This is a genomic window from Ruegeria sp. BF12 (genome assembly GCF_056538705.1).
Genome location: NZ_JBQFTP010000004.1, coordinates 183,647 through 208,736, shown reverse-complemented (window position 1 = coordinate 208,736; position 25,090 = coordinate 183,647). Strand labels below are relative to the sequence as shown.

The following is a 25,090-nucleotide window of genomic DNA, read 5'->3' as shown; positions in this document are numbered from 1 at the left end:
GTTAACCCCCAATCTGGCGCCAGCGGCGCCCGTCACGATGCATCAGCATAAGCGCTTCTTCCGGCCCTGAACTGCCCTGATCATAGCGCGAGGGGCGGTCTCCACGATCTTCCCAACCCTGAATGATAGGATCAACCCAGGCCCAGGCGGCCTCGGCCTCATCCCCGCGCATGAACAGGGTCTGGTCTCCGCGGATGACATCCATCACCAGCCGCTCATACGCGTCCGGGGACTGGGATTCGTCGCCCAGAGCATCAGCAAAACTCATGTCCAGTGCGACATCGGACAGGCGGAACCCGCCCTGCCCCGGTTCCTTGATTGTCGTGCGCAGGGTGATGCCTTCGTCCGGCTGCAATCGGATCACCAGCACGTTGCCGTGCAGCGGACCGACATTGGGAAAGATCGTGTGCGGTGGATCGCGGAAGAACACTGCAATCTCGGATTCACGTGCCCGCAAACGTTTGCCCGTGCGCAGATAGAACGGCACCCCCGCCCAGCGCCAATTGCCCAGATGGACCTTGAGCGCGATGTAGCTTTCGGTGCGGCTGGCTGGGTTTCCGACGTGATCCAGATACCCGTCACCGCCCTTGCCCGTCCGGTATTGACCGCGTGCGATATCGGATGGCGCAACGGGCTCCAACGCCTCGATAACCTTGACCTTTTCGTCCCGCACCGCGTTTGGTGAGAATTTGGACGGCGGCTCCATCGCGGTCAGGCACAGAAGCTGCACGAGGTGGTTCTGCACCATGTCCCGCATGGCGCCCGACTGATCGTAATAGGCCCCGCGCCCTTCGACCCCGACAGTTTCTGCCACCGTAATCTGCACATGGTCGATATGGGTTGAATTCCAAAGCGGCTCGAACAGCGAGTTGGCAAATCGCAGAGCCATTAGATTCTGCACCGTCTCTTTGCCCAGATAGTGGTCAATCCGGTAGATCTGGTGTTCCTCGAAACAGGCACGCAGACCTTCGTTCAGAGCCTTGGCCGATGCCAGATCATGACCGAATGGTTTCTCGACCACGATGCGGCTGTCCGGCGTGGCCAGACCATAATCGCTGAGCCGTTGCGCAATACCCGAGAACAGGCTGGGACCAACAGAAAGGTAGAACGCGCGCACCACATCAGGGCGCAAGACCTTAGCCAAGTCCGCCCATCCAGCGTCGCCCAGCGCGTCAACCGGCACGTACTCCACTCTTTTCAGAAACTGTTCGAGTACGTCCTTTTTGAACTTGGGCGCAAATTCCTTCATCGATGCGCGAATCTGGTCGCGAAACGCGTCACTGTCCATGCCGGAACGCGCCGTACCAATGATCCGGGCTTCGTCCGGCATCTGACCGACCTCAAACCGGTGGTAGAGCCCGGGCAAGATCTTGCGCTGTGCCAGATCGCCGGTCGCGCCGAATAACACCAGATCGAACGGGTGTACCGGGATTACGCGTGAAACCATCCATAGGCTCCTTCAAGTGTCGCTGGTATCACTTTAGCACCGCCTATGCGATCTGAGTGATACGGGTATTGTTACCGCTAACATTCGTGCATTGAATAGGGAAGCGCGACTGGAAAATCAACCCAGATTCCGCAGCCACTCCATAACTGCCGGTCGCACGGATTGCTCACCACGATGACGAGCGTCCGCAATGATCTTGCGAAGAGACTGCAGGTCGGCGCGCAGCAGCACGCTTTTGACCGGTCCGATCGACGCTGGGCGCATCGACAGTGACCGGATGCCCATCGCGGCGAGACATAGCGCCTCAACCGGGCGCCCCGCATCTTCACCACAGAAGCTGAGCGGAGTGTTCGAGATATTGCAGCGCTCGACAATCCGCTCGATGAAGCTGAGGAAGCTGACATTCAACGTATCATACCGGCGGCGCACCAGTTCGTTTTCGCGGTCGGCCGCAAAGAAGAACTGTTTCAGATCATTACCGCCGATCGAGACGAAATCGACCTCGTCAAAGAACTTCTGCGGGGCAAAGGCCAGCGAGGGAGTTTCGAGCATCGCGCCGACCTCAATTGACTCGGGCAGTATGTGGCCAAGGCGCTTTTCGCGTTCGATCGTCTTGTTGACCTCCCACTTGGCCTCTCGGAATTCGTCGGCCTGCGCAACGAATGGAAACATCAGCGTCAGTGGACGGCCATTTGCAGCGCGCATCAAGGCTTGCAACTGCATCCGCATCACACCACGCTTGTCCAATCCGACACGGATCGCGCGCCAGCCCAAGGCGGGGTTCGGCTCTTCTACATGCTTCATGTAGGGCAGCACTTTGTCCGACCCGATATCCAGCGTTCGGAATACCACGCGCTTGTCGCCAGCTGCGTCCATAACGCGTTGATATTGCGTCACAAGCTCAGAGCGTTTGGGCATTTGGTTGCGGATCAGGAACTGCAACTCGGTTCGGAACAGGCCCACACCCTCGGCCCCGGAATTGCCCAGCGACGGCAGGTCGGCCATCAGACCCGCGTTCATGACAAGGTTTATCCGTTCGCCATCGCGCGTCACCGTCGGGGTATCGCGGATCGAGGCATAGCGTTCCTGCGCTTTGGCCTGCATGGCGATCTTGTCGCGGAAGGCAGTGACAACTGTGTCTTCGGGGCGCAGATGCACGATGCCCTGATCGCCATCAACCAGAATTTGGTCGCCATTCAGTGCTTCGGTCGTGATGTGCCCGACATGAACCACCAGCGGGATCGCCAGTGCGCGGGCCACAATCGTTGCGTGGCTGCCGACCGATCCCTCTTCGAGAACGATACCTTTCAGCGACCTACCGTATTCCAGCAGATCGCCCGGCCCGATATTGCGTGCGATGAGGATCGGATCGGGTGGCAGGTCAGCCCCGTTGGTGCCCCCCTGCCCGGTCAGAATACGCAGCAACCGATTGCTGAGATCGTCCAAATCGGCCAGACGTTCGCGCAGATAGGGGTCGGTCACCTGCCCCATGCGGGCGCGAGCCTGGGATTGTTCTTTCTCAACTGCGGCTTCGGCACTGAGGCCCAGCGCGATGTCCTCTTCCATCCGGCGCATCCAGCCCTTGGAATTGGCGAACATCCGATAGGCTTCAAGAACTTGAAGCTGTTCCTTGTCGCCGCCCTGCGAAATCTCCAGCATTTTGTCGACGCCCACGCGCAGTTCGTCGACGGCCTCATTCAGGCGTTCACGTTCGCGGTGGGGGTCATCGGCAATCGGATTGGTGACAACCACGCGGGGCTCATGCAGCCAGACATGCCCCTCGGCACTTCCTTCCTGGGCCGGTCCGCCGCTGAACTGTACCGATTGCTGGTGCCGGGGAGACAAGGCCGCGCCTTCGCCCACAAACGCGCCAAGCTCGGCCATTTCCGCCAGAACCATGGCGACCACTTCCAGCGCGTAGACCTCGTCGGCGGAATACACGCGCGCGTCGCGGGATTGGACAACCAGAACGCCCAGTTTCTCACCCAGACGCTGAACCGGAACCCCAATGAAAGACGAAAACCTTTCTTCGCCCGTTTCCGGCATGTACCGGAATCCTTTGGTTGAAGGTGCGTCTGCTGTGTTTACGACCTTTCCGGACTGAGCGACGCGCCCCACAAGGCCCTCACCCAACCGCATTCGCGTTTTGTGAACCGCCTCGGGCGACAACCCTTCGGTCGCGCAAAGCTCCAGAGTATCGGCATCCCGGAACAGATAGATCGAGCAGACCTCGGCCCGAATGCTGTCAGCAATCAAATGGGTTATCCGGTCAAGACGTTCCTGACCGGCGGCCTCGCTCGCCATCTCTTCGCGCAGCCGCCCAAGCAGCTTGCGGGATTCTGTTTCGGTGCCTTCCGCCATGGCCCAACCAGCTTACGGTATCAGGCGACCATTGACCGGGATGCTCAGGCCGCCTTGTCCAATTCAAAAGCATCATGCAGTGCCTGAACCGCAAGTTCCATGTATTTCCTATCGACAAGGACGGAAATTTTGATCTCAGAGGTTGTAATGACTTTGATGTTGATCCCTTCATCCGAGAGGACCTTAAACATTTTGGCCGCCACACCGGACTGAGAACGCATTCCGATGCCCACTACCGAAACCTTGCAGACATCGGTGTCGGCGACCAGTTCGGCATAGTTCAGCTCACCCGCATCCTTGATGGCCAGCAGCGCTTTTTCTGCGCGTATCACCTGATCGGTCGGGCACGAAAAGGTCATGTCCGTGCGCCCCTCGTCCGAAATATTCTGAACGATCATATCCACGTTCACGCCCTCATCGCTGAGCGCAGTAAAGATGGTTGAGGCGATACCTGGGCGGTCCGCCACCGAAACGACGGTCATCTTGGCCTCGTCACGGGAATAGGCCACACCGGCCACAACATTGGATTCCATGATATCCTCCTCGTCGACAACCAGCGTACCGGCCTCGTCGGATTGTTCTTCGAAACTAGAAAGCACGCGCAGTTTCACCTTATACCGCATTGCCAGCTCGACCGAGCGAGTTTGCAGCACCTTGGCCCCCAAAGAGGCCAATTCGAGCATCTCTTCGAACGAAATGCGGTCAAGTTTGCGCGCCTTTTCGCAGATACGCGGGTCAGTTGTATAGACGCCGTCCACATCGGTGTAGATGTCGCAGCGCTCGGCACCAAATGAGGCCGCGAATGCGACAGCGGTCGTATCCGACCCGCCACGGCCCAGCGTGGTGATGCGGCCTTCGGGGCTGATGCCCTGGAAGCCAGCCACAACCGCCACCTTCATGCCTTCACCAAATTTCTGGTTCAGGTTCTCGGTAGGGATTTCCTCGATCCGGGCCTGGCTGTGCGCGCTGGTTGTCTTCAGCGGAACTTGCCAGCCCTGCCAGCTGCGCGCCGGTATGTCCATTTCCTGAAGCGTAAGCGCCATCAGACCGGCGGTCACGTTCTCACCCGATGAAACGACGGCATCATATTCCCGCGCATCGTAAAGCGGCGAGGTTTCGTCGACCCAGCCCACAAGCTCGTTTGTTTTGCCGGACATGGCCGAAACGATGACGATCACGTCATACCCTTTGGCCACTTCGACGCCGATGCGTTTCGCCGCGCGGCGGATACGGTCGAGGTTGGCAACCGACGTACCGCCGAATTTCATCACGAGTAGGGGCATGGGGGCAAGTGTCTCCGCGCCATGGTTTTCTGATCCCGAGCGTCTTATGCGAGGGGAACCGCGAGGGCAAGTGTTCAAAACCATTCAGAAGTCCGCACCTGACTGCTTTACAACCGTCCCGGAGGGTGTAAGCCTGTAGCCCACACATATTCCTAGAGGTTTTCCATGTTCCGCGTTGCCGCAGCCCTTGTCCTGCTGTCCTCACCCGCTTTTGCACAGGTTTCCACACTGGCCGCAACAGACGGCAAGAATGCCCTGGGCACCGTGCCCTGCGCCACCGGCGGCGCTCCGATGAGCAGTTGTCATGCCGAGCTGCGCCACCACGACGACGGGACCACGACTCTGGCGGTGGGATTGGGCAGTGGCGAGGTGCGCAGCATTTATTTCACGGATGGCGTACCAAGCTCCAGCAGCTCACCCGCCCGGATCAGCCATGAAACACGGGGCGATCTGACGGTGATCTTTATTGACCCCGATGAGGTCTACGAAATCCCCACGGCGGCGCTGAAACGTCAATAAGCGTGCGGCTGGCCGTCCCAGGTTTCGAAACACCCGGAATTGTCGAGGGAAAGCGCCTCAAAGCGGTCGACCAATCCATCTGCGGCTTGGTCTACCGTGAGCGGCGCTTCATCGCCCCCCATGTCTGTCTGGACCCAACCGGGGTGATAGATGCCAACCGCGACGCCGTCCTCACGCAGATCAGCGGCCAGATTGCGCCCAAGATTGAGCGCTGCCGCCTTTGAGGCGCGGTAGATGTAGCTGCCTCCCGGCGCGCGCGTATGCGACGCCATCTGCGAAGACATAATCACAACCTTCCCCTGCGCTTCCCGGAGGTTTGGCAAAAGCGCCTGCACAGTCAGAAACACGCCCGTCACATTGGCCGCAAAGGTCTGAGCCCACATTTCAGCCGGATATCCGCCGATGCCGTGGCCTTTATCCAGATAAACGCCAGCATTGCAGATCAGCAAGTCGACTGGCCGTCCTTCCAACCCATCCGCCATCGCTGCATGCTGCACGGGGTCTGTCACATCCAGCACAACCTGCGCACTCGCATCCCGAGCGGTTCCGGTGACGTCATGCCCCTGCGACCGGTAGCGATCGGCCAGAGCTTGTCCAATTCCGCGATTGGCCCCAGTGATTACGACATGCATAGGTCAGTTCGTTTTTCGGGTCGGCAAAAAGGGTAACGGCGCAACCGGCACACCGTCTTCAATCAAAGCCTTTGCCTCATCGGGCTTGGCCTCGCCGTAAATTGCGCGCTCGGGCGCATCACCCAGATGAATTTTGCGCGCCTCGCTGGCAAAGTCCTTGCCAACATAATCGGAGTTCTCTTCCACCTTACGCCGCAGATCGGCCAGCACCTGCTCGATATTCGGCGACGGGGTCGCCACATTGATTGGCTTGTCCTGAGGCTCAGGCGCCTGCGTATTGCGCGCCGGACGGACCCGGGGGGTCATGATCGCCTTTTCAACGTGCACGTCACCGCACACAGCGCATGTCACCATGTCTGCGGATGCCAGTTTGTCGTAAGCGGCGGCCGATTGAAACCAACTGTCAAATGTATGGCCCCGGCTGCATTTCAACGCGTATTGAATCATGTTCCGTCCAAATATCGGTAGCCAAATAGATACCCACAGACATGGCAAGATCAAGCCCTTCGCAAGGCAAGTCAGTGCAGAACTGGTCCCAGTTTGCGTAACAATTGGGAGAGTTCGGGGAATTTGACCCGAGAGGCCGCCTTTTTAGGCGAAACCCATATTCTTTTGCGTTCGTCCCGTTCAGGGAAATTCGATACAATCGACCGAACATATAGCGGAAAAACGTCTACCAAACACAAGACAGGCCCTTTGTTGGGAAGGTTTTTCAAATAGGTGAAGCGACCCAACAGATCCGCGGCGCATTTACCTTTTACGCCGGCTTCTTCCCAGGCTTCCTGCGTGGCGGTTTGGGACGGGGTCAAACCATCGATCAACCATCCCTTGGGTATGATCCAGCGGTGCGATTTACGCGTTGTGATAAGCAAAACCTCGGGCCGACCCTGCTTAATGCGATAGCACAAGGCGGCCGACTGATGCATCAATTGAAGACGTTTGCTTTTTCCCTGCAAGTGGATCGAAAGCCCTGCATCGACCACGCTGAACCGCCTTTCAGATTGAATCCGTCCCTGTATGCCAACCCATGATCTTGTGTTTTATTAGGGGTTGGTAGGGGCTTGGATACCATATAAAGCGGTTTGTTCCAAGTCTTTGCAGCGATCTAAATTCGGGATGCCAGCTTGCTCACCAGATCTTCATGAGGGATATCCGCATCAATCGCCAGTCGGCGCAAACCGAAATGAACCCGAGCGACCTGCTGATAGTAACGGGTGTAAACGTAGTTCGTTCCGCCCCCGGCGATGGCGCCCAAAACAGGAACCGATTGCGCTGCCAGCTTCTGGCCAAGCACGACTGACAAGCGCGGAGCAACTGCCGCTATCAGCCGTTGCATTGCAGGGCCGGTCAAAGTCAGACGCACCGAAAAGAACCCCAAATCGGCTCCGTCATCGTAGGACAATGGACCAGCGGCAGACAGAACCTGGACGCAGTCGAATTTCACGCCTTCCTCGGACGGATCAAACCCTTCGCGGGAGGCCGCCCCCTGAATGGCACGCAACAGCATGGCCGTGGTTGCAGGCAATTCCATCAGGGCTGTAGACACGCCGCCCAGCCCGCCCGCGGCGCCCATTGCGGTCGCGACAGCGGTGTTGACCCACGGTTTCTGATCCGGAACTGCGCGCCGGGATCCCTCGGCCGCGTGCATCGCAAGCCACAATGCTTGCTCGGTCGCGCCCGTAAGGCCCTGCCGTACGGACGCTGGCAACTGCTCAAGCAAGGATTCCGCCGATCCGCCCAAACTGTTCAACAGTTTGACACCCGGCCCTCCGGCAGACCTGTAACACTTGGCCAACCGGTCCAGCTCGGCCTCGGTGTCCAGTTTTTCAACAAGAACCACGTCCTGCATTTAAACCCTCCTGCCATTGAACATCGGGACTTACTGCGGCAGTTTCAATAGGTCAGCGCGTCCAGCGGGTCACTGCGCCATGAACATTCGACCAGACACCGGGGATCAGTTCCGCGCCCAGAACCCGGTCCGGATTGGTTGGAGGCGGCATTTCAACGCCCGTCAGGCGCGAGAACCCGAAACGGGCATAATACGGCGCGTCACCAACCAGCATCACCCGTTGCCAGCCCTTTTCGCGGCCGGCCTCAAGCCCCTGATGGATCAGGTATCCGCCCAGTCCTTCCCCCTGATGGGTTGGGTGGACAGCCACGGGACCTAGCAACAAAGCGTCATGTGCGCCTACGTGGATGGGCCAGAATCGGATCGCGCCGGCCAGAATGCCCTGCCCATCACGCGCGACCAGCGACAGACCGGACACGGGCGGAACATCGTCGCGCAAACGATACGAGGACAGCGCCTCACGCCCGGGCGCAAAGCACAGGTCATAGAGAGCTTCGACCTCCCACCAATCATCCGGCTCTTCCGGCCTGATCTCGAACTGCTGCACCCCTGCCCTCTTTTCCTTGCTGGCATTCGCCCTAGCACTTCGGTACGCCTTGGGCAAACGCTTGGAGACCATATGTTCTATCGCCCCGAAGACGGCCACGGCCTGCCGCATAACCCATTCAACGCCATTATCACCCCGCGGCCGATCGGCTGGATCTCGACACGTGATGCAGATGGGATCAACAATCTGGCACCTTATTCGTTCTTCAACGGCGTTGCTTACACGCCGCCTCAGGTCATGTTTGCCTCAACCGGGACCAAACACGATCAGGACGGCGCAAAAGACAGCCTTGCCAATATCAAGGCGACCGGGGTGTTCTGCGTCAACGTCGTGGCCCACGCACACCGGGATGCAATGAACGCAAGCTCGGCTGGTCTGCCAAAAGACGTTGATGAGTTCGGACATGCCGGGCTGACGCCGGTAGAATGCGAAACCATCCCCTGCGCCTGGATCGAGGGTGCACCGGCGGCGCTTGAGTGCAAGCTGACGCAGATCGTTACCCTTCCCGGCGAAGCCAACCGCGTTGTTTTTGGCGAGGTCAAGGGCGTGCACCTGCGCGACGATTGCCTGAAGGACGGCATGTTTGACGTCACAACGTTCCAACCGCTGGCGCGACTTGGATACCGGGATTACTCGGTGGTCACCGAGTTGTTCAGCCTTTCCAGACCGGATGATTGATGCCCCTACCCGACCCATCTCGCAGGTACCCGATCACGCTTCCCGACGGTGCCGAGCATCGTGGCACAGTGTTTCTGTCACAAGCCATCGATCATCCAAGATTTGAGGCCGGCGCGTTCAGCTACGCCTCGGATTTCGACGCGCCAGCGGATTGGGCCATTCGTCTGGCACCCTACCTATTTCCCTTTTCTCGGGAAAAGCTGGTGCTGGGCAAGTTCTGCCAGATCGCCCATGGAGTTCGGTTCATCACTTCCTCAGCCAATCATGCGATGGACGGGCTGACCAGTTTTCCGTTTCCGGTGTTCGACCCCGAGCGGATGACAGGATACCAGCCCGATACCCGCGACACGCTTATCGGGCACGATGTCTGGATCGGCTATGGCGCAATGATCCTGCCCGGTGCACGGATCGGTTCCGGGGCAATCATCGGAGCCGGATCCGTCGTTCGCGGCGAAGTACCGCCCTATGCGATAGCCACTGGAAACCCGGCCGAAGTGCGACGCTTTCGGTTCGACAAAGACACCATCGACCGGCTTCTGAATTTGAGTTGGTGGGATTGGCCCGCCGAGATGATTGCCGACGCCGAAGAGGCGCTGCTGACTGGAAACATCGAGGAATTGGAACGGATCGCTCCAACGTAAAAGGCGGCCAAATCGGCCGCCTTTCTATCAGTGCCCGCCCAGAATGCCGGTGCGGACAGAGTAATCGACCGCCAGTTCGTAATCCGGGTCGTCGTCGCTGTCGACCATCAGGTGACCGGCCTTGTTCAGCAGCTTGTGACAATCGCGGCTGAGGTGACGCAGCATCACACGTTTGCCCGCGGCTTCGTATTTGGCTGCGATGTTTTCAATTGCCTGCAGAGCCGACTGGTCCACAACGCGGCTTTCGGCGAAATCAACGATGACGATGTCGGGATCGTTCGGCACATCAAACAGCTCGACAAAGCCATCAGACGAGCCAAAGAACAACGGCCCCTGAATTTCATAGACCTTTGCGCCCTCTTCCGTGGTCGATTCCCGTGTGACTGCATGGATGCGCTTGGCGTTGTTCCAGGCGTAAGCCAATGCCGAGACGATCACGCCGACGACCACAGCAACCGCAAGGTCTTCCATCACTGTCACGACAGTCACCAGTACGATGACGAAAGCGTCCATCAACGGCACTTTCCGCATGATCTTGAACGAGTTCCAGGCAAAGGTTCCGATCACCACCATGAACATCACCCCGACCAGTGCGGCCAGCGGGATTTGCTCAATCAGAGGCGAAGCGAACAGGATAAAGATCAGCAGGAACAGCGCCGCCGCGATCCCAGCGATGCGCGTGCGGCCGCCGGATTTCACGTTGATCATCGACTGACCGATCATGGCGCAACCACCCATGCCACCGAAGAAGCCGGTGGCGACGTTGGCGACACCCTGTGCAATACATTCCTGCGACGCTCCACCCCGTTTGCCGGTGATCTCTCCGACAAGGTTCAGCGTCAGCAGGGATTCAATCAGGCCGATTGCGGCCAGAATCACGGCGTAAGGCAAGATGATTTCTAGGGTGTCAAAGTTCAGCGGCACCATCGGGATATGGAACTGCGGCAGCCCGCCCTCGATCGACGCCAGATCGCCAACGCGTGGCACATCCAACCCAAAACCGATCACCAGCGCAGCTACAACTACGATCCCGGCCAGCGGAGCAGGCACAATCCGCGTGATACGCGGCATGATCCAGATCACGGCCATCGTCAGTGCAACAAGACCCAGCATGGTGTAAAGCTGCAGACCCGAGAGCCATTCGCCGCCGCCCATGCCGTGACCCGTATTCTCCATGCTGCCCGGAACTTTGAACTGTCCCATCTGCGCCAGGAAGATCACGATGGCCAGTCCGTTCACAAAGCCCAACATCACCGGATGCGGCACCAATCGAATGAAGCGGCCCCAGTGCATTGCGCCGGCAATAACCTGCAGAATACCCATCAAAACCACCGTGGCGAACAGGTATTCCACCCCGTGTTCGGCAACCAACGCCACCATGACAACGGCCAAAGCGCCGGTTGCACCCGAAATCATGCCCGGACGCCCACCGATTAACGCGGTGATCAGGCCCACCATGAAGGCGGCGTAAAGACCTACCAGCGGGTGCACCCCAGCAACAAATGCAAAAGCCACAGCTTCCGGAACCAGTGCCAGAGCAACCGTCAGGCCGGACAGCAGTTCAATCCTCAGGCGCGAGACAGTCAGCCCCTCGTCAGGAACCCAGCGGAGATCGGGTTTGGCTATACGATTGGCAAAACTTGCCAGCATGGCTCGTGGCATGGGACGTCCTGTGGATTTGTATGTTCGCGCGAAAGGGGCCTTTTACCTGTCATGACTGCCGTTAGATACCGCGCCCAGCGGGACCCTGATATGCGCAAGACGCATAGCTGACGAGCGCACTACACAAACCCTTGAAGCCACTTGCCAAACCCACAACGGCCACGCAGAAACTCCGGGACAGTTTTTTCACGTGGAGAGCAGCCATGACCAAGACCAGAATTGCCATCATCGGCGGATCAGGCATTTACGACATCGACGGGTTGGAAAATGCGGAATGGGTCACGGTTGAAACGCCTTGGGGGGATGCGTCGGACCAAATCCTGACTGGCTCGCTGAATGGCGTGGATATGGCCTTTCTCCCGCGCCATGGCCGCGGTCACGTGCATTCCCCAACCGAAGTCCCTTATCGGGCCAACATTGACGCACTGAAACGGCTGGGCGCGACGGATGTGATCTCGGTCTCGGCCTGCGGGTCATTCCGCGAGCATATGGCGCCAGGGGATTTCGTGATCGTCGATCAGTTCATCGACCGAACATTCGCGCGCGAAAAGAGCTTTTTCGGAGCCGGCTGCGTTGCCCATGTCAGCGTCGCACACCCCACCTGCCCGCGCCTGTCTGACGCCTGCGAAACCGCCGGCAAAGCCGCCGGAATCAACATCCATCGCGGCGGCACCTATCTGGCGATGGAGGGGCCGCAGTTCTCGACCCTGGCAGAATCCAGGATGTACCGCGAGCAATGGGGCTGCGACGTGATCGGGATGACCAACATGCCCGAAGCCAAACTCGCGCGTGAGGCCGAGCTTTGTTACGCCTCGATTGCCATGGTCACCGATTATGACAGTTGGCACCCGGATCACGGCGAGGTGGACGTGACCTCAATCATCGCCACTCTGACAGGAAATGCCGAGAAAGGTCGCGCGCTGGTGAAAGGCCTGCCTGATCTGCTGGGATCCGAGCGCGAGCCCTGCCCCCATGGCTGCGACCGCGCGTTGGAATATGCCATCTTGACCGCGCCGGAGAAACGCGACCCCACCTTGTTGGCCAAACTGGATGCAGTTGCCGGTCGGGTTCTCTGATCAGCACACTCAGTTCGCTGGCAAGGACTGTTGAACCTGATCCCACAACCCATGCGACCAGAGGTCGTTGTGGGTGCCATCCGGGATGACGTGGATCTCAGCAGTATCCCCCGCCATAGCCGCCAGTGCCTCACTATGATGCAGCGGGACCGTCTCGTCTTCGGTCCCGTGGAAAATCAGGGTGGGCACCGTGATGTCTTTGATCAGGTCACGCGTCGCGAACTGATCCCGCATCAGAGCGTGCACGGGTAACCAGGGGTACCTCTCCGCCGCGACGTCGACCGTCGCTGTAAAGGGCGCCTCAAGAACCAATAGCTCTGCATTTGGACGCTGTTCCGCGACGGCGGCGGCCACTGCGGTTCCAAGACTTTGACCGTGCAGAACAATGTCCGCGCCTTCCCCATCAAGTTGATCGTAAATCTGGATCCCGTCGGAAATCAGCGCCACCTCGGATGGCTCGCCCTCACTGCCCGGATATCCGCGATAGCTGGGGGCCAACAGGCCGAAACCGCTGTTGAGGATCTCTCTCATCCGGTCTGCGCGGTCGCCCAGATTGCCGGTTTGGCCATGAAAAAACAAAACCGTCGGCGCGCCCTCAGATGCCGGCGGCGCAGACCATGCAGTCAATTCGGTGCCATCCGACATCGTCAGGGAAACGGTATCAACATCCGCCAGACCGACTGTGTTTGGCGCTGGCAATTCACCGGCGGGTTTGAACAGCAGGGATTGCTGGTTGACGTACATATACCCAACGATTCCGGCATAGATCACTGCCAACACCGGGACCAAAAGGATCAGAATGCCTTTTACCCGCGCGGTTCTCGACCGGGCGGCTTCAGGAGCCGCGTCCGAGTCTGCAAGATGTATCTGAACCATCGGTCTCTCCGATTGTTGCGTTGCGCCCCAAGGTTGGTGGCGGCAGGACCTGATTCAAGCCGCGTGGACCATACTTAATCCAATCTTCATACATGTTGCCACCTTGCACGGCTTGGGTTCTTTTTGCCCGAACGTCTTGAAATCACATGCGGAACCTCCCGATTTGTTTCGGCAACCACTGGCGAAACTGAGGGATCGCATGAAACGTCTCGAGGCATTGGACGCAGCCCGGTTTTTGGCCTTTTGCGGAATGGTTCTGGTGAATTTTCGCATCGCGGCACAGGTTGCACCGGGCGACGACTGGGCTTCGATCCTGATCGACTCGTTGGAGGGTCGTGCGGCGGCCCTGTTTGTCATTCTGGCTGGCATCGGAATTGGGCTGTCGGATGTTTCGGCGCCAGTTCTGCTGCGACGCGCGGCCTTTCTATTCGTACTGGGTCTAATCAATATGACCGTTTTTGACGCCGACATCCTGCATTTCTACGCGGTGTACTTCGTGGTCGGTGCGGTTTTCCTGACTACCCCTGCGGGTGCATTGTGGCTGGGGTCATTGGGGGTGATAGCACTGGCATTCATTGCCACCATGGTCTTCAACTACGACCAGGGCTGGGACTGGGACACGCTGACATACACCGACCTGTGGAGCGTGCCCGGCTTCATGCGCAACCTGTTCTTCAACGGCTGGCATCCGGTCTTTCCCTGGGCTGCGTTTCTACTGATCGGCATGGCCCTCGGGCGATCTGAACTGCATACGATCTGTATTCAGCATCGGCTGATCATGTGGGGGTTCGGAGCCGCAGTGTTGGCGCTGTTCCCGCAAATGCTGGTCTCGGAACCGGAACTGGCGCTGTATTTGGGTTCCGAAGCCATTCCTCCGGGGCCGTTTTACATTGTTGCGGGGACCGGCTCGGCTTGCGTTGTGATCGGGTTGTTGCTGAAGCTCTGGCCGGGGATCGAAAAGCTGCGCGTTGGTCCAATGCTGACCGCGCCGGGTCGGCAAAGCCTGACCTTGTACGTGGCGCATATCCTGATCGGCATGGGCATACTGGAAGAAGCCGGACTTCTGGACGGGTCCCTCAGTGCACCGCAAATCGTGGCGTATGCGCTCGGGTTCTGTGCGGCTTCGTCCGTGTACGCCCTTCTGTGGTCCAGCAAATTCAAGCGCGGCCCGCTTGAAGCATTGATGCGTAGGGTAACGCAGCCACGCAGGGCTTGACCTCGGGTCCCGGTCAGGGCTTGGTAGTTGGGATTCAATCACAGGATTTCCCATGTCTCCTGACCTTTGGCTTGCCTTCGTGGCCGCGTCTACTGCATTGCTGCTGATCCCCGGCCCAACTGTTCTGCTGGTGCTCAGCTACGCTCTGTCCAAAGGGCGCAGCGTAGCTGTTGCGTCCGCGACTGGGGTTGCCGTTGGCGATCTGGTCGCCATGACAGCCTCGCTTTTGGGACTGGGCGCGCTGGTTCTGGCTTCGGCCACACTGTTTTCGGTGCTGAAATGGGTGGGCGCTGCCTATCTGATTTGGTTGGGGATCAAACTGCTGCGCAGCGTACCTTCGGGTGGAATGGAGGAAGTGGCCACTGAACGCGATGTCACTGCCCACAGCGTATTTGGCCATGCGGCTGCCGTGACGGCGCTGAACCCAAAATCCATCGCATTCTTCATCGCTTTCGTGCCGCAGTTCATACGCCCGGCCGACCCGCTGGGCCCGCAATTCGCAATTCTGATAGCGACTTTTGTAGGCCTGGCATGGCTGAATGCCTTGGCCTATGCCCTGCTCGCGGATCGCCTGCGCCGGGTTATTGGCAGAACAGGTGTCATCACCGCCATGACCCGCTTCGGAGGCTTAACACTTATCGGGATGGGTGTGGCCACTGCCGTTCTGCGCCGCCCGGCCTGAGGGTTCAATCCTCGGCGTGTTCTTTCATAAACCCGCGAATGAACCGACGGATTTCCCGCGCGGCTGAGGTGTCCAGTTCTTTACACAGCTCAACAAAAGCGTCCCGCTCATCCTTATCCAGACGCAGGACCAACTGACTGTTTTTCTTAGTAGAAACTTTACCGTCTTTCTTTCCCACGCGCACCGTCCCCATCCAGACCTTGATTCTATTCGCGATGCATTGTATATACATAGCATAGAGGTTGTAGTTATCGAGCACCTAACAATAAAAAAGGATTATGGCAATGAACCTTCATGCTGCTCAGGCATTTCTTTTGCGAGACCAGCGCAATTGGCGCAAACCGCACCTGTCGTGGTTGCCCGACACGCTGTACCGCTATTACGGCCTGCCGAACGCGCTGCCGAAACGTCGCAAGTAAGCGAGCGCAATCTTTCCTTGCATGACTGACCCCGATGGGCCAAACACCCCAGCGTGTTTTGACGCCAAAGGGGTTCGCCATGTCCAGGAACAAGTCGGTCAAGGATTACATTCGGACCATCGTTGATTTCCCACATGAAGGGATCATGTTTCGGGATGTCACCACGCTGTTCGCCGACCCGCGCGGATTTCGCATGGCGATCGATCAGATGCTCCACCCCTACGCCGGTGAACGCATTGACAAGGTCGTGGGCCTCGAGGCGCGGGGTTTCATCCTTGGCGGTGCCATCGCCCACCAGCTGAGCGTTGGCTTTGTGCCGATCCGGAAAAAGGGCAAGCTGCCCGGCACCACGATCAGCCAGGATTACAAACTGGAATACGGTGAGGCCATCGTCGAAATTCACGATGACGCGATCCAGCCGGGCGAGAAAATCCTCGTTGTCGACGATCTGCTGGCCACGGGTGGCACGGCTGCCGCCGGGATCAAGCTGATCGAACGGCTTGGGGGCGAGATCGTTTCATGCTCGTTCATCATCGACCTGCCCGAGCTGGGCGGGCGGAAAGTGCTTGAGGACTTGGGCATGGACGTCCACGTCCTGTGCGAGTTCGAGGGCCTCTGAGCGCCCTCGCGTTCACATATTTTTGTGTAGAAATCTGAAACCGCGCTGGCTTAGCGCGGTTTTTTGCTGGGTCAACTCTTATTAATCGCCACATCCAATGATCTTTTTGCGACGACTACCCGTATCCCGGTTGATGCCACCAAGGGCATCCCAACAAGGGATTACTTATCATGTTTCGCAAACTCGCAATTGCCGGTGTCGCAAGCATTTTGGTCGGAACGGCCGCGTATGCTGATGGCCACTCCAAGGATATCGTCGACACCGCTGTCGGCGCTGGCAGCTTTGAAACGCTTGTAGCAGCCGTTCAGGCCGCAGAATTGGTCGATACGCTGAAGGGCGAAGGTCCGTTCACCGTTTTCGCTCCAACAGACGAGGCTTTTGCCGCCCTGCCCGAAGGCACGGTTGAAACACTTCTCAAGCCCGAAAATAAGGATCAGCTCGTTGCGATCCTGACCTATCACGTGGTCCCCGGAAAAGTGATGTCCGGCGATCTGTCGGATGACATGACCGCTGCGACAGTTCAGGGCGGAGAAATCACGGTGGATCTGGACAACGGCGTGATGATCAATGACGCCAACGTTGTTCAGGCAGATATTGAGACTTCAAATGGAGTCATTCATGTGATCGACAAGGTCATTCTGCCTGCTTCATAAATCCTGTGCGCGGCCTTGGTCTCCGGGCCGCGCTTACCCTTTCAGAACGGCCCCGGGGTTCATGATGCCTTTCGGATCAAGAGCCGTCTTTATTGCCCTCATAGCACTCAGTTTAACCGGATCACCATAACGCTCCAGGTCATACGTTTTAAGGCGGCCGATACCGTGTTCCGCACTGACGGAACCACCGAACGCTTCGACAAGATCATGGACCGCGCTCTTCAAGCCTTGGCGTTGCGCGTCATAGTCGGACCTGTCGCGCCCCTGAGGTGGAAAGACGTTGTAGTGGAGATTACCATCGCCCAAATGCCCAAAGCAGTTGATGCGGAACGTCCCCAACGCATTAACTACCTCGGAACCGCGCTGAATGAACTCAGGAATGCGCGAGATCGGGATCGAGATATCGTGGCTGGAGACCGATCCGATCAACCGATTTGCCTCGGGGATACGCTCACGCACGGCCCATAGCTCATCTCGCTGCGCCTCGCTTTGGGCAACAACAGCATCGCGGACAAACCCGCCTGCCTCAGCCGTCTCGAACAGCGCCATCAATGCCTCGGCCGGTGACACGCCACCTGACAGCCCCAATTCAATCAAAACTGACCATTCAGGCTGCGTCGAAAAGGGTTGCCGCACGTCGGGCAAAACCTCGGACAGGAATTGCAGACCTTGCTTGTGGATCAATTCAAAAGTGCTGACCCCCTCGCCCACCTGATCGCGGGCCAGAGCCAACAGGTCTATGCCCGCCTCTGGCGAAGCGACCTGAAACATCGCAGTACCAACCTCAGCCGGGCGCGGAAACAATTTCAATGAGGCGGCCGTGATGATCCCCAACGTGCCTTCCGCTCCAATCAGCAGGTTGCGCAGATCGTACCCTGTGTTGTCCTTGCGCAAACGGCTAAGACCGTGCCAGATTTCGCCGTTCGGTAGAACGGCCTCAAGGCCCAGACACAGATCTCGCGCATTACCGTAGCGCAGCACATTGACCCCGCCCGCATTGGTCGAAAGGTTGCCACCAATCCGGCATGACCCCTGTGCGGCCAACGCCAGCGGAAACAGCCGGTCGGCCTCTTCCGCCGCAGCCTGAACATCGGCCAGAACGGCACCCGCTTCGGCAATCAGGATGTTCTCAGTCGGATAGACCGCGCGAATTTTTGACATGCGCTCCAACGAGATCAGCAATGGCGCGGGGCCGTCGGTCATGACCTGCCCACCCACTAGCCCGGTGCCGCCGCCGTAAGGCACCACTGGAACTGCTGCATCTGAAGCCAACCGCACAAGGGTCGAGACTTCTTCGACCGTCCGTGGCATCGCCAATACGCCCACATGACCGGCAAACCTGCGGCGCGGCTCCTCAAGATACCGATCCTCCACGGGGCGCAATACGTCGTTCCCCAGGGCGGCGCGGATCGATTGGGCAAAACTTTCATCGGCAGGGTTCAGTCTCATACCCTTTCCTTGCCCAAGGCACAGCCTCCGGGCAAGCCCTATTCCAAATCGATGAGGTATTGCGGCTCCAGAACGACAACGGTCGGACGATCCGGCAGGGTCCGTAGGGACACGGTGATTTCTGACACACCTTTCCGCTCGACGGGGAAGTCGTTGCGGATATCGACCAGAAACCGGTCCAGCGAAAAGCCCGAGAACCAGTGCATCGGAATGATAACCGAACTCTTCAGCCGCTTAAGCACCGTGATCATGTCAGGCAAAGGCATCGTCGTGCCGCCATCGACGGCGGCCATGACCACATCCAGTCGCCCCAACGCCGCGAATTGCTCGTCAGAAGGCACATGATGCAAATGACCCAGATGCCCGATGCACAGCCCTTCGACCTCGAAAACAAAGATTGAATTGCCGCGCTCTTCCACTCCGGCATAGGCGGATCGGATATCGGTCGAAACATTGCGCACCAGCATCTCGCCCAGATCGAGATAGTGTTCTATCCCCTGACCAAACTCGCCCCACCCCGGCAGCACATTTGGGATGGCAGGATCCGGGTGTGCGGTCCAATGTGTACTGTGGGCATGGTTCATCGTCACCACATCCGGGATCAGATCAGCACTACCGATAAAGCCCGTGAAGTCCGTCACCGCATTCAACCCGCCTTGGGTCTGAATCAGGAAGGACGCGTGTGCAATATAGCTGATCCTGACCGAGAACTCAGGCACCGGGTCCTGCCAGGCAGCTTTGTGAAGGTACTCGATCCCCGGTGCCGCGTCCGCAATGGCAATGCAGTGGCTCGGCCGCCGCTCCTGCGCCGCAGCCGCGCCTGAAACCACCATCAATGCTGCCACAACCCAGCGCATATCCGGAGTGTAGCGCAGAACGAAGGTAAGTCACGCCTGTAGATTTTGCATCAGTGCTTTCACGCGTTAGGTCGTCCAGAGCAGTTCAGAGAACCATGCACTTCCGCAGCTTAAAAGGACGGGAAACTTTTGCTGCACGCAACGCTTGAGCCAACGGATCACTCACAAAAAACGCATCTCGCATTTGCGTGTCCATCCAGATGTCTGGACCATCCAGGGCCGAAGTACTGACCGCAATATCCTTGTCTTGCATTGCGCCTGGCGGTTCCCAAATGTCGTGGTTTTCATACGGTTTATCTATGCGCGGAGATTGATCAGTCAGAACGGCCGTCTTTTGCGCACCGAAGTTCAAACAGAAATACTCGCCTTCAACCGGCGTGGTACGATCATGCTGAAAAAGTTTGACAGGGTAGAGATTGCCTTCACCGAGATCAAACTGGTGCAGAACCGCTGCACACGCGGAAGACACCGTCCACAGACCTCCAGCCATAAAGAAATCAGGCTGCTTCTTTTCCTTTTTGTCGTTGTACTTCGCGTACATTTCTTTCGGGAAACAGTCTTCTGACTGCGGTTCTCCAAGTCTGTTTCGCTTCATAGCTTCAACAGCGCGTTCCATATCCCTCAGGACAATGTCTGCCTCAAACCCTTTGATGCTTGAAACGCTCACCATCGCATCGCTGATCCAGATCATTGGCTGTTTTGCCCGCGCCATCGACCTACCCCGCGTCGGTCTTTCCGCGCCGGTCTGACCGTAGGCTGGCATACAGCACATGCGTCCGCCACCGCCCGTTGATCTGCAGATACGATTGCGCCACGCCCTCGTATTTAAACCCCGAGCTTTCCAGCAAGCCACGTGACGGTTTGTTCTCGGGCAAACAGGCGGCCTCGATCCGGCTGAGGTCCAACCGGGTGAAAGCGTGATGAACGACGGCGCCGATGGCCTCGCGCATATAACCCTGCCGGGCGAATGACTGACCGGTCCAGTATCCCAATGTCCCGGCCTGTGCCGGACCACGGCGGACATTGTCCAGAGTGATAGCCCCGACCAGCACATCATCAGAGCGGCGGAACAGAAACAAAGGGATCGCAGTACCGCCCGCGACAGAGCGCTGCGCCCAATAGACCCGGTTCGTGAAGGATTTCCGGCTGAGGTGGTCCTTGGCCCAGACCGGCTCCCACGGCGTCAGGTACTCCTTGGACGCACGCCGCAAAGCCGCCCAATCGTTGAAATCGGAATGCACGGGCGGGCGCAAACTCAGGCGCTCGGTTTCGAGTTTCAGCTTGCGTCTGCCCAACAGCATCACGCCGCGCGCCTCTCCTGCAATTCAGCCAGTGTCGGCGCGGCGGAAACCGGGCCATAAAGCGCCAGGGCCGCCGGGGCCTGGACCGCCATCTTCTCGGCGAACGCCCGGACATCACCAGTGCTGACGGCGTCGATCTTGGCAACCGTGTCCTCAAGCGATGGCACACGGTCCCAAATCTGCACCAGACGCGCTAAACGCTCTGCCCGGTTTGAGGGGCTTTCCAGCCCCATCAGCATTCCGGCTTTCATCTGCGCGCGGGCACGCGCAACCTCTTCGGCGCTCATATCTTCGGCGGCGCGTTTCATCTCATCGATGGTGATGGTGGCCAGTTCCGCGACCTGATCCGCCGATGTGCCAGCGTAGATTGTCGTTGTGCCGGTATCGGCATACGCCCCGGTCTGCGCAAAGATCGTGTAGCAAAGGCCACGCGTCTCACGCACCTCCTGAAACAGGCGCGAGGACATACCCCCGCCCAAAGCGGTGGAGTAAATCTGTGCCGTGTAGATCTCATCGTCCCGATAGCCGGGGCTTTCCAGCGCCAACGCGAAATGGGCCTGCTCCAGCTCTTTCTCCTGCCGCGCTTCACCGCCAGTAAAGCGTGCGGGCTCGGCGATCAGCCCTTTGCGCGGCTGAAGATGGCCAAACATCTCTTCGGCCATTTTCATCAACGCATCGTGGTCCACGGCTCCAGCTGCGGACAGGATCATCTGGTCCGGGCCATAGTGTTCAGACACGAAACCGGACAGGTCTTCGCGCGAGAACGCGCTGACGCGTTCGGTCGGGCCCAGAATGGTGCGACCCAGAGGCTGGTCGTGATAGCTCTGCTCCTGCAACCAATCAAAGATCACATCGTCGGGCGTGTCATAGGCCTGACCGATCTCCTGCAGGATCACGCCGCGCTCGACCTCAATCTCACGCGGGTCGAAAACTGGGTTCAGAACGATGTCGCCGATCACATCCATTGCCAGCGCTACGTCGTCTTTCAGAACGCGCGCGTAATAGGCCGTAACTTCACGCGAAGTATAGGCGTTGATATAGCCGCCCACATCCTCGATCGCTTCGGCGATTTGCAAGGCGGACCGACGCTTGGTTCCCTTGAACGCCATATGCTCAAGGAAATGCGCGATCCCGTTCTGTTCGATCCGCTCATGCCGCCCGCCGGCGGTCACCCAGATGCCGATGGCCGCCGATTGCAGCCCCGGCATTTGTTCACTGACGATACGAAATCCGTTCTTCAGTTGGTCTTGTCTGACAGTCACTCAGCAATATGCCTTCTGATATGATCCTCAAGGGTGCCCAGATCATTGGCAATGCGGGTCACCCGTTCCGGACGTTCATACAGATCAGACATGCGGGATGGAAGAGGCGGATGTTCACCACTGGCCTTCTCGACCGCAGCCGGGAATTTCGCCGGATGTGCAGTGGCCAGTGTGATCATCGGCACGTCGGCGGCGCGATGCTCTTCGGCGACCTTGATACCGACGGCAGTGTGCGGGCAGACCAGTTCAGCGCTATGATCCAGCGTGGATTTGATCGTTTCCAGCGTTTCGTCTTCGGACACTCTTCCCGAGTCGAAATTCTCACGCAGGGCTTCCATCGCGCCCTGGCTTACGTTGAAACCACCATTCTTAAGCTCATCCATCAACTGAGCCACAGCGCTGCCATCCTCGCCATAGGCATAGTACAGCGCGCGTTCAAAGTTTGAGCTGACCTGAATATCCATAGACGGGCTGATCGAAGGGATAGTGTCACCCTTGAAATATCCGTCGCCTGACAGGCAGCGATGCAGGATGTCGTTTTGGTTGGTTGCAACCACCAGACGGTCAATCGGCAGGCCCATGCGCTTGGCCAGATAGCCCGCAAAGATGTCACCGAAATTACCGGTCGGCACAGTGAAGCTGACCTTGCGGTGCGGTACGCCGAGACTGACGGCAGCCGAAAAGTAATAGACGATCTGGGCCAGCACCCGCGCAAAGTTGATCGAGTTCACCCCTGCCAGCTTCACCCCGTCGCGGAAATCAAAATCGTTGAACATGTCCTTCAGCGCGGCCTGACAATCGTCGAAATCGCCATCCACGGCCAGCGCATGCACGTTGCTGTCTGCCGGTGTGGTCATCTGACGGCGCTGTACCTCCGAGACACGGCCATGCGGAAACAGGATGAACACATCTACCGCGTCCAATCCCCGGAACGCCTCGATCGCTGCAGATCCGGTATCGCCGCTTGTCGCACCCACGATGGTCACACGATCTCCGCGCCGCTTGAGCGCCACCTGGAACAGCTGGCCGATCAGTTGCATGGCAAAGTCTTTGAACGCCAGCGTGGGTCCGTGGAACAGCTCCAGCAGGAAGTGGTTCTCGTTCAGCTGCTTCAAGGGTGCGCGGGCGTCATGACCAAAACCCTGATAAGCGCGGGCAATGATCTCTTTGAACTCGTCCTCTGCGAAGGACCCGCTTACATAGGGCCACATTACTCGAAACGCGATTTCCTCATAGGGCAGACCCGCCAGCGCCGCGATCTCGTCCTGTGTCATAACCGGGATTTCAGCAGGCAGATACAGGCCACCATCACGGGCCAGCCCGGTCAGCATCGCTTCTTCAAACGTCAGTTCGGGCGCCTGCCCGCGGGTCGAGATGTATTTCATGTCGCGTCACTCTCAGAAGGGGCGCGATTGCGCCACAGGAAGTACCCGGTCATCGCGGCCCAAACCAGGGCGAGGCCAAACCAGGTGATTGCATATTGCAGGTGGTCGTTCGGGATGCCCGCTGTATCGACAGGCAAGGGCGTGATTCCCGGGTCGGTTTGCGAGCGCGCGATCAGCAGGATCGGCTCGGCCCCCAGAGCTGCCGCCAGATTGGGCACATCGCGGGCAAACCAGATGTTATCGTCAATGTCCGGCTCGGGCGTGTAGCTGTCGATCTCGTCCGGCCAGTGCAGGTTTCCGGTGACCTCCATAGAACCTTTGAGGCGCTTGTCTTGCTTGGCCGTCACGGGAACAAAGCCGCGATCCACCAAAATAGTCCGGTCCTCGGTGCTGAAAGACTGGATGATACGGTACCCTGCCCCGACCTGCTTGACCGAGACCAGAACGTGTATCTCGCCCGGCTCCAAGTCGCCGGTGATCGTGACCGGCAAGTACTTGTCGGCATCAGGCGAGACAGTATCGGGCAAACCGACCGGTTCCGCTGAGATCCGGCTGTCGATCTCGGCCAGCACGCCCTGCTTCCACGCCAACCTTTGAACCTGCCAAACACCCAACGACACAAGGACCGCCAGTCCGGCAAAACCAAAAATCAGCAGGAAGAGAATGCGCCGCATGTCAGGACCAGGTTAGATTATTCGAAGGCTCTGCAAGAGCCGGCGTCTTGTTAAGGGCTGCGCCTGCAGAAAAGCAACCTCACAATTGTATCGGGCGCAATATTGCGCCCGGAATAGAGAAAAAGCCGCCCCATAGGGCGGCTTTTGCAATTGGATCAGCTGACCGGCGTCACATCAGCGGGGCCTGACCCCAGATGTAAACGGCGAAGAACAGGAACAGCCAGACGACGTCAACGAAGTGCCAGTACCATGCGGCCGCCTCAAATCCGACGTGCTTTTCGGGTGTGAAATCACCACGTAGAGCCCGGATCAGGCAGACGGTCAGGAAGATCGTCCCGATAATCACGTGCGCGCCGTGGAAACCGGTTGCCATGAAGAAGTTCGAATAGAACTGGTCGCCACCGAATTCCCAGCCATCATGGGCCAGCAATTCGTAATATTCGAAGGCCTGCAGGAACGTAAACGCGATGCCCAGAACGATACCGATGGCCAGACCATTGATCAGCGCCTTGCGGTCGTTGTCGTGGACCAAAGCGTGGTGAGCCCAGGTGATCGCGCAGCCCGAAAGCAGCAGGACCAGAGTGTTGATCAGCGGCAGATGGAACGGGTCAACAGCGTGGATATCCGGTTGGATGTACTCGGTGCCGGCATAGTCGTACATCGGGTACATGCGATGTTTGAAGAACGACCAAAACCAGGCAAAGAAGAACATCACCTCGGACATCACGAACAGGATGAAACCATAGCGCAGGCCAATGCGAACGACTGGCGTGTGATCACCGGCGCGGCTCTCGGCCACAACTTCGGACCACCAGGCAAACATGGTGTATAGAACCGCAATCAGACCGGCCCAGAACATGAACGGGGTAATGCCGTGCATCCACAGGACGGCTCCGAACAACATCACAAAGCCGCCGACTGCGCCGATCAGCGGCCAGATCGACGGGGCCAGAATGTGATAATCATGGTTTTTTGCGTGTGCCATCAGCGTCCCTCACCTAC

At 58.5% G+C, this 25,090-nt stretch carries 28 protein-coding genes; 9 read left to right on the top strand and 19 right to left on the bottom strand.

Annotation, left to right across the window (positions count from 1 at the left end; genetic code table 11):
- Position 1: 1 nt before the first annotated feature.
- The 3 genes from zwf to ACR0J0_RS09345 form a co-directional block, all read right to left on the bottom strand.
- Positions 2-1,447 carry a glucose-6-phosphate dehydrogenase gene (gene zwf, locus ACR0J0_RS09355; protein WP_480663253.1) on the bottom strand — a complete coding sequence of 482 codons (1,446 nt, stop codon included), beginning with the start codon at positions 1,445-1,447 and terminating at the stop codon, positions 2-4.
- Between the two features lie 117 nt (positions 1,448-1,564).
- Positions 1,565-3,808 (bottom strand): phosphoenolpyruvate--protein phosphotransferase, encoded by a 2,244-nt coding sequence (gene ptsP, locus ACR0J0_RS09350; protein ID WP_480663252.1) that lies wholly within the window; start codon positions 3,806-3,808, stop codon positions 1,565-1,567.
- 44 nt (positions 3,809-3,852) lie between these two features.
- A complete protein-coding gene (locus tag ACR0J0_RS09345; RefSeq protein WP_480663251.1) occupies positions 3,853-5,091 on the bottom strand; it encodes an aspartate kinase in 1,239 nt (412 codons plus the stop codon).
- 165 nt (positions 5,092-5,256) lie between these two features.
- On the opposite strand from ACR0J0_RS09345, the gene ACR0J0_RS09340 reads away from it, so the two are divergent.
- Positions 5,257-5,610: a hypothetical protein gene (locus ACR0J0_RS09340; protein ID WP_480663250.1), complete on the top strand. Its 354-nt coding sequence runs from the start codon at positions 5,257-5,259 to the stop codon at positions 5,608-5,610.
- On the opposite strand, the gene ACR0J0_RS09335 is transcribed toward ACR0J0_RS09340, so the two are convergent.
- The 5 genes from ACR0J0_RS09335 to ACR0J0_RS09315 form a co-directional block, all read right to left on the bottom strand.
- Positions 5,604-6,242 (bottom strand): SDR family oxidoreductase, encoded by a 639-nt coding sequence (locus ACR0J0_RS09335; RefSeq protein ID WP_480663248.1) that lies wholly within the window; start codon positions 6,240-6,242, stop codon positions 5,604-5,606. The two genes, ACR0J0_RS09340 and ACR0J0_RS09335, sit on opposite strands and share 7 nt — an antisense overlap.
- Before the next feature lie 3 nt (positions 6,243-6,245).
- A complete protein-coding gene (locus ACR0J0_RS09330; RefSeq protein ID WP_480663246.1) occupies positions 6,246-6,689 on the bottom strand; it encodes a DUF1178 family protein in 444 nt (147 codons plus the stop codon).
- A 71-nt stretch (positions 6,690-6,760) separates the two neighbouring features.
- The gene (locus tag ACR0J0_RS09325) at positions 6,761-7,168 is read right to left on the bottom strand and encodes an NUDIX hydrolase (RefSeq protein WP_480663406.1); all 408 of its coding nucleotides are present in this window, start codon (positions 7,166-7,168) and stop codon (positions 6,761-6,763) included.
- 179 nt (positions 7,169-7,347) lie between these two features.
- Positions 7,348-8,091: an EcsC family protein gene (locus ACR0J0_RS09320; protein ID WP_480663244.1), complete on the bottom strand. Its 744-nt coding sequence runs from the start codon at positions 8,089-8,091 to the stop codon at positions 7,348-7,350.
- A 52-nt stretch (positions 8,092-8,143) separates the two neighbouring features.
- The gene (locus ACR0J0_RS09315; RefSeq protein WP_480663242.1) at positions 8,144-8,638 is read right to left on the bottom strand and encodes a GNAT family N-acetyltransferase; all 495 of its coding nucleotides are present in this window, start codon (positions 8,636-8,638) and stop codon (positions 8,144-8,146) included.
- Positions 8,639-8,710: 72 nt separating this feature from the next.
- Between ACR0J0_RS09315 and ACR0J0_RS09310 the strand changes: the two genes are divergently transcribed.
- Together ACR0J0_RS09310 and ACR0J0_RS09305 are read left to right on the top strand one after the other, a co-directional pair.
- Positions 8,711-9,316, top strand: a complete 606-nt coding sequence (locus ACR0J0_RS09310) for a flavin reductase family protein (RefSeq protein ID WP_480663240.1) — start codon at positions 8,711-8,713, stop codon at positions 9,314-9,316.
- On the top strand, positions 9,316-9,957 hold the full coding sequence (locus tag ACR0J0_RS09305; RefSeq protein ID WP_480663238.1) for a CatB-related O-acetyltransferase: 642 nt from the start codon (positions 9,316-9,318) through the stop codon (positions 9,955-9,957). The genes ACR0J0_RS09310 and ACR0J0_RS09305 overlap by 1 nt, the downstream gene beginning before the upstream one ends.
- A 27-nt stretch (positions 9,958-9,984) precedes the next feature.
- Here the strand turns inward: ACR0J0_RS09305 and ACR0J0_RS09300 are convergent, their stop codons facing one another.
- Positions 9,985-11,619, bottom strand: a complete 1,635-nt coding sequence (locus tag ACR0J0_RS09300; protein WP_480663236.1) for a SulP family inorganic anion transporter — start codon at positions 11,617-11,619, stop codon at positions 9,985-9,987.
- Between the two features lie 203 nt (positions 11,620-11,822).
- Here ACR0J0_RS09300 and ACR0J0_RS09295 point away from each other — a divergent pair, with 203 nt between their 5' ends.
- Complete coding sequence (locus tag ACR0J0_RS09295) at positions 11,823-12,695, top strand: S-methyl-5'-thioadenosine phosphorylase (RefSeq protein ID WP_480663234.1); 873 nt, start codon at positions 11,823-11,825, stop codon at positions 12,693-12,695.
- A gap of 9 nt (positions 12,696-12,704) precedes the next feature.
- Here ACR0J0_RS09295 and ACR0J0_RS09290 read toward each other — a convergent pair whose 3' ends face one another.
- On the bottom strand, positions 12,705-13,571 hold the full coding sequence (locus ACR0J0_RS09290) for an alpha/beta hydrolase (protein WP_480663232.1): 867 nt from the start codon (positions 13,569-13,571) through the stop codon (positions 12,705-12,707).
- A gap of 199 nt (positions 13,572-13,770) precedes the next feature.
- Between ACR0J0_RS09290 and ACR0J0_RS09285 the strand changes: the two genes are divergently transcribed.
- Both ACR0J0_RS09285 and ACR0J0_RS09280 read left to right on the top strand, forming a co-directional pair.
- A complete protein-coding gene (locus ACR0J0_RS09285; RefSeq protein WP_480663230.1) occupies positions 13,771-14,787 on the top strand; it encodes a DUF418 domain-containing protein in 1,017 nt (338 codons plus the stop codon).
- Between the two features lie 52 nt (positions 14,788-14,839).
- A complete protein-coding gene (locus tag ACR0J0_RS09280; protein ID WP_480663228.1) occupies positions 14,840-15,469 on the top strand; it encodes a LysE family translocator in 630 nt (209 codons plus the stop codon).
- A gap of 4 nt (positions 15,470-15,473) precedes the next feature.
- Here the strand turns inward: ACR0J0_RS09280 and ACR0J0_RS09275 are convergent, their stop codons facing one another.
- Positions 15,474-15,647 carry a hypothetical protein gene (locus tag ACR0J0_RS09275; RefSeq protein WP_480663227.1) on the bottom strand — a complete coding sequence of 58 codons (174 nt, stop codon included), beginning with the start codon at positions 15,645-15,647 and terminating at the stop codon, positions 15,474-15,476.
- Between the two features lie 106 nt (positions 15,648-15,753).
- Between ACR0J0_RS09275 and ACR0J0_RS09270 the strand changes: the two genes are divergently transcribed.
- The 3 genes from ACR0J0_RS09270 (at position 15,754) to ACR0J0_RS09260 (ending at position 17,160) form a co-directional block, all read left to right on the top strand.
- Complete coding sequence (locus ACR0J0_RS09270) at positions 15,754-15,888, top strand: hypothetical protein (protein ID WP_480663225.1); 135 nt, start codon at positions 15,754-15,756, stop codon at positions 15,886-15,888.
- A gap of 79 nt (positions 15,889-15,967) precedes the next feature.
- Positions 15,968-16,507, top strand: coding sequence for an adenine phosphoribosyltransferase (locus ACR0J0_RS09265; protein WP_480663223.1), 540 nt, complete (start codon positions 15,968-15,970; stop codon positions 16,505-16,507).
- 170 nt (positions 16,508-16,677) lie between these two features.
- The gene (locus ACR0J0_RS09260; RefSeq protein ID WP_480663221.1) at positions 16,678-17,160 is read left to right on the top strand and encodes a fasciclin domain-containing protein; all 483 of its coding nucleotides are present in this window, start codon (positions 16,678-16,680) and stop codon (positions 17,158-17,160) included.
- A gap of 33 nt (positions 17,161-17,193) precedes the next feature.
- On the opposite strand, the gene ACR0J0_RS09255 is transcribed toward ACR0J0_RS09260, so the two are convergent.
- The 8 genes from ACR0J0_RS09255 to ACR0J0_RS09220 form a co-directional block, all read right to left on the bottom strand.
- Positions 17,194-18,609, bottom strand: a complete 1,416-nt coding sequence (locus ACR0J0_RS09255) for an FAD-binding oxidoreductase (protein ID WP_480663219.1) — start codon at positions 18,607-18,609, stop codon at positions 17,194-17,196.
- Positions 18,610-18,647: 38 nt separating this feature from the next.
- The gene (locus ACR0J0_RS09250) at positions 18,648-19,466 is read right to left on the bottom strand and encodes an MBL fold metallo-hydrolase (RefSeq protein WP_480663217.1); all 819 of its coding nucleotides are present in this window, start codon (positions 19,464-19,466) and stop codon (positions 18,648-18,650) included.
- 85 nt (positions 19,467-19,551) lie between these two features.
- A complete protein-coding gene (locus ACR0J0_RS09245; protein ID WP_480663215.1) occupies positions 19,552-20,178 on the bottom strand; it encodes an imm11 family protein in 627 nt (208 codons plus the stop codon).
- A gap of 4 nt (positions 20,179-20,182) precedes the next feature.
- Positions 20,183-20,767, bottom strand: coding sequence for a GNAT family N-acetyltransferase (locus tag ACR0J0_RS09240; protein ID WP_480663213.1), 585 nt, complete (start codon positions 20,765-20,767; stop codon positions 20,183-20,185).
- Positions 20,767-22,029: a M16 family metallopeptidase gene (locus ACR0J0_RS09235; RefSeq protein ID WP_480663211.1), complete on the bottom strand. Its 1,263-nt coding sequence runs from the start codon at positions 22,027-22,029 to the stop codon at positions 20,767-20,769. Before ACR0J0_RS09235 ends, ACR0J0_RS09240 begins: the two co-directional genes overlap by 1 nt.
- Positions 22,026-23,414: a threonine synthase gene (gene thrC, locus ACR0J0_RS09230; protein WP_480663209.1), complete on the bottom strand. Its 1,389-nt coding sequence runs from the start codon at positions 23,412-23,414 to the stop codon at positions 22,026-22,028. The genes ACR0J0_RS09235 and thrC overlap by 4 nt, the downstream gene beginning before the upstream one ends.
- On the bottom strand, positions 23,411-24,088 hold the full coding sequence (locus ACR0J0_RS09225; protein ID WP_480663207.1) for an SURF1 family protein: 678 nt from the start codon (positions 24,086-24,088) through the stop codon (positions 23,411-23,413). The genes thrC and ACR0J0_RS09225 overlap by 4 nt, the downstream gene beginning before the upstream one ends.
- Before the next feature lie 169 nt (positions 24,089-24,257).
- Positions 24,258-25,073 carry a cytochrome c oxidase subunit 3 gene (locus ACR0J0_RS09220; RefSeq protein ID WP_480663205.1) on the bottom strand — a complete coding sequence of 272 codons (816 nt, stop codon included), beginning with the start codon at positions 25,071-25,073 and terminating at the stop codon, positions 24,258-24,260.
- Positions 25,074-25,090: the final 17 nt, after the last annotated feature.

Excerpts from the sequence above, each read along its gene's own strand:
- ACR0J0_RS09265 (WP_480663223.1), top strand. The coding sequence starts at position 15,968 with ATGTCCAGGAACAAGTCGGTCAAGGATTACATTCGGACCATCGTTGAT.
- ACR0J0_RS09340 (WP_480663250.1), top strand. The coding sequence starts at position 5,257 with ATGTTCCGCGTTGCCGCAGCCCTTGTCCTGCTGTCCTCACCCGCTTTT.
- ACR0J0_RS09345 (WP_480663251.1), bottom strand. The coding sequence starts at position 5,091 with ATGCCCCTACTCGTGATGAAATTCGGCGGTACGTCGGTTGCCAACCTC.
- ACR0J0_RS09285 (WP_480663230.1), top strand. The coding sequence starts at position 13,771 with ATGAAACGTCTCGAGGCATTGGACGCAGCCCGGTTTTTGGCCTTTTGC.
- ACR0J0_RS09320 (WP_480663244.1), bottom strand. The coding sequence starts at position 8,091 with ATGCAGGACGTGGTTCTTGTTGAAAAACTGGACACCGAGGCCGAGCTG.
- ACR0J0_RS09325 (WP_480663406.1), bottom strand. The coding sequence starts at position 7,168 with ATGCATCAGTCGGCCGCCTTGTGCTATCGCATTAAGCAGGGTCGGCCC.
- ACR0J0_RS09335 (WP_480663248.1), bottom strand. The coding sequence starts at position 6,242 with ATGCATGTCGTAATCACTGGGGCCAATCGCGGAATTGGACAAGCTCTG.
- zwf (WP_480663253.1), bottom strand. The coding sequence starts at position 1,447 with ATGGTTTCACGCGTAATCCCGGTACACCCGTTCGATCTGGTGTTATTC.
- ACR0J0_RS09290 (WP_480663232.1), bottom strand. The coding sequence starts at position 13,571 with ATGGTTCAGATACATCTTGCAGACTCGGACGCGGCTCCTGAAGCCGCC.
- ACR0J0_RS09305 (WP_480663238.1), top strand. The coding sequence starts at position 9,316 with ATGCCCCTACCCGACCCATCTCGCAGGTACCCGATCACGCTTCCCGAC.
- ACR0J0_RS09225 (WP_480663207.1), bottom strand. The coding sequence starts at position 24,088 with ATGCGGCGCATTCTCTTCCTGCTGATTTTTGGTTTTGCCGGACTGGCG.
- ACR0J0_RS09270 (WP_480663225.1), top strand. The coding sequence starts at position 15,754 with ATGAACCTTCATGCTGCTCAGGCATTTCTTTTGCGAGACCAGCGCAAT.
- ACR0J0_RS09255 (WP_480663219.1), bottom strand. The coding sequence starts at position 18,609 with ATGAGACTGAACCCTGCCGATGAAAGTTTTGCCCAATCGATCCGCGCC.
- ACR0J0_RS09260 (WP_480663221.1), top strand. The coding sequence starts at position 16,678 with ATGTTTCGCAAACTCGCAATTGCCGGTGTCGCAAGCATTTTGGTCGGA.
- ACR0J0_RS09245 (WP_480663215.1), bottom strand. The coding sequence starts at position 20,178 with ATGGCGCGGGCAAAACAGCCAATGATCTGGATCAGCGATGCGATGGTG.
- ACR0J0_RS09240 (WP_480663213.1), bottom strand. The coding sequence starts at position 20,767 with ATGCTGTTGGGCAGACGCAAGCTGAAACTCGAAACCGAGCGCCTGAGT.
- ACR0J0_RS09250 (WP_480663217.1), bottom strand. The coding sequence starts at position 19,466 with ATGCGCTGGGTTGTGGCAGCATTGATGGTGGTTTCAGGCGCGGCTGCG.
- ACR0J0_RS09295 (WP_480663234.1), top strand. The coding sequence starts at position 11,823 with ATGACCAAGACCAGAATTGCCATCATCGGCGGATCAGGCATTTACGAC.
- ACR0J0_RS09280 (WP_480663228.1), top strand. The coding sequence starts at position 14,840 with ATGTCTCCTGACCTTTGGCTTGCCTTCGTGGCCGCGTCTACTGCATTG.
- thrC (WP_480663209.1), bottom strand. The coding sequence starts at position 23,414 with ATGAAATACATCTCGACCCGCGGGCAGGCGCCCGAACTGACGTTTGAA.
- ptsP (WP_480663252.1), bottom strand. The coding sequence starts at position 3,808 with ATGGCGGAAGGCACCGAAACAGAATCCCGCAAGCTGCTTGGGCGGCTG.
- ACR0J0_RS09330 (WP_480663246.1), bottom strand. The coding sequence starts at position 6,689 with ATGATTCAATACGCGTTGAAATGCAGCCGGGGCCATACATTTGACAGT.
- ACR0J0_RS09300 (WP_480663236.1), bottom strand. The coding sequence starts at position 11,619 with ATGCCACGAGCCATGCTGGCAAGTTTTGCCAATCGTATAGCCAAACCC.
- ACR0J0_RS09220 (WP_480663205.1), bottom strand. The coding sequence starts at position 25,073 with ATGGCACACGCAAAAAACCATGATTATCACATTCTGGCCCCGTCGATC.
- ACR0J0_RS09310 (WP_480663240.1), top strand. The coding sequence starts at position 8,711 with ATGTTCTATCGCCCCGAAGACGGCCACGGCCTGCCGCATAACCCATTC.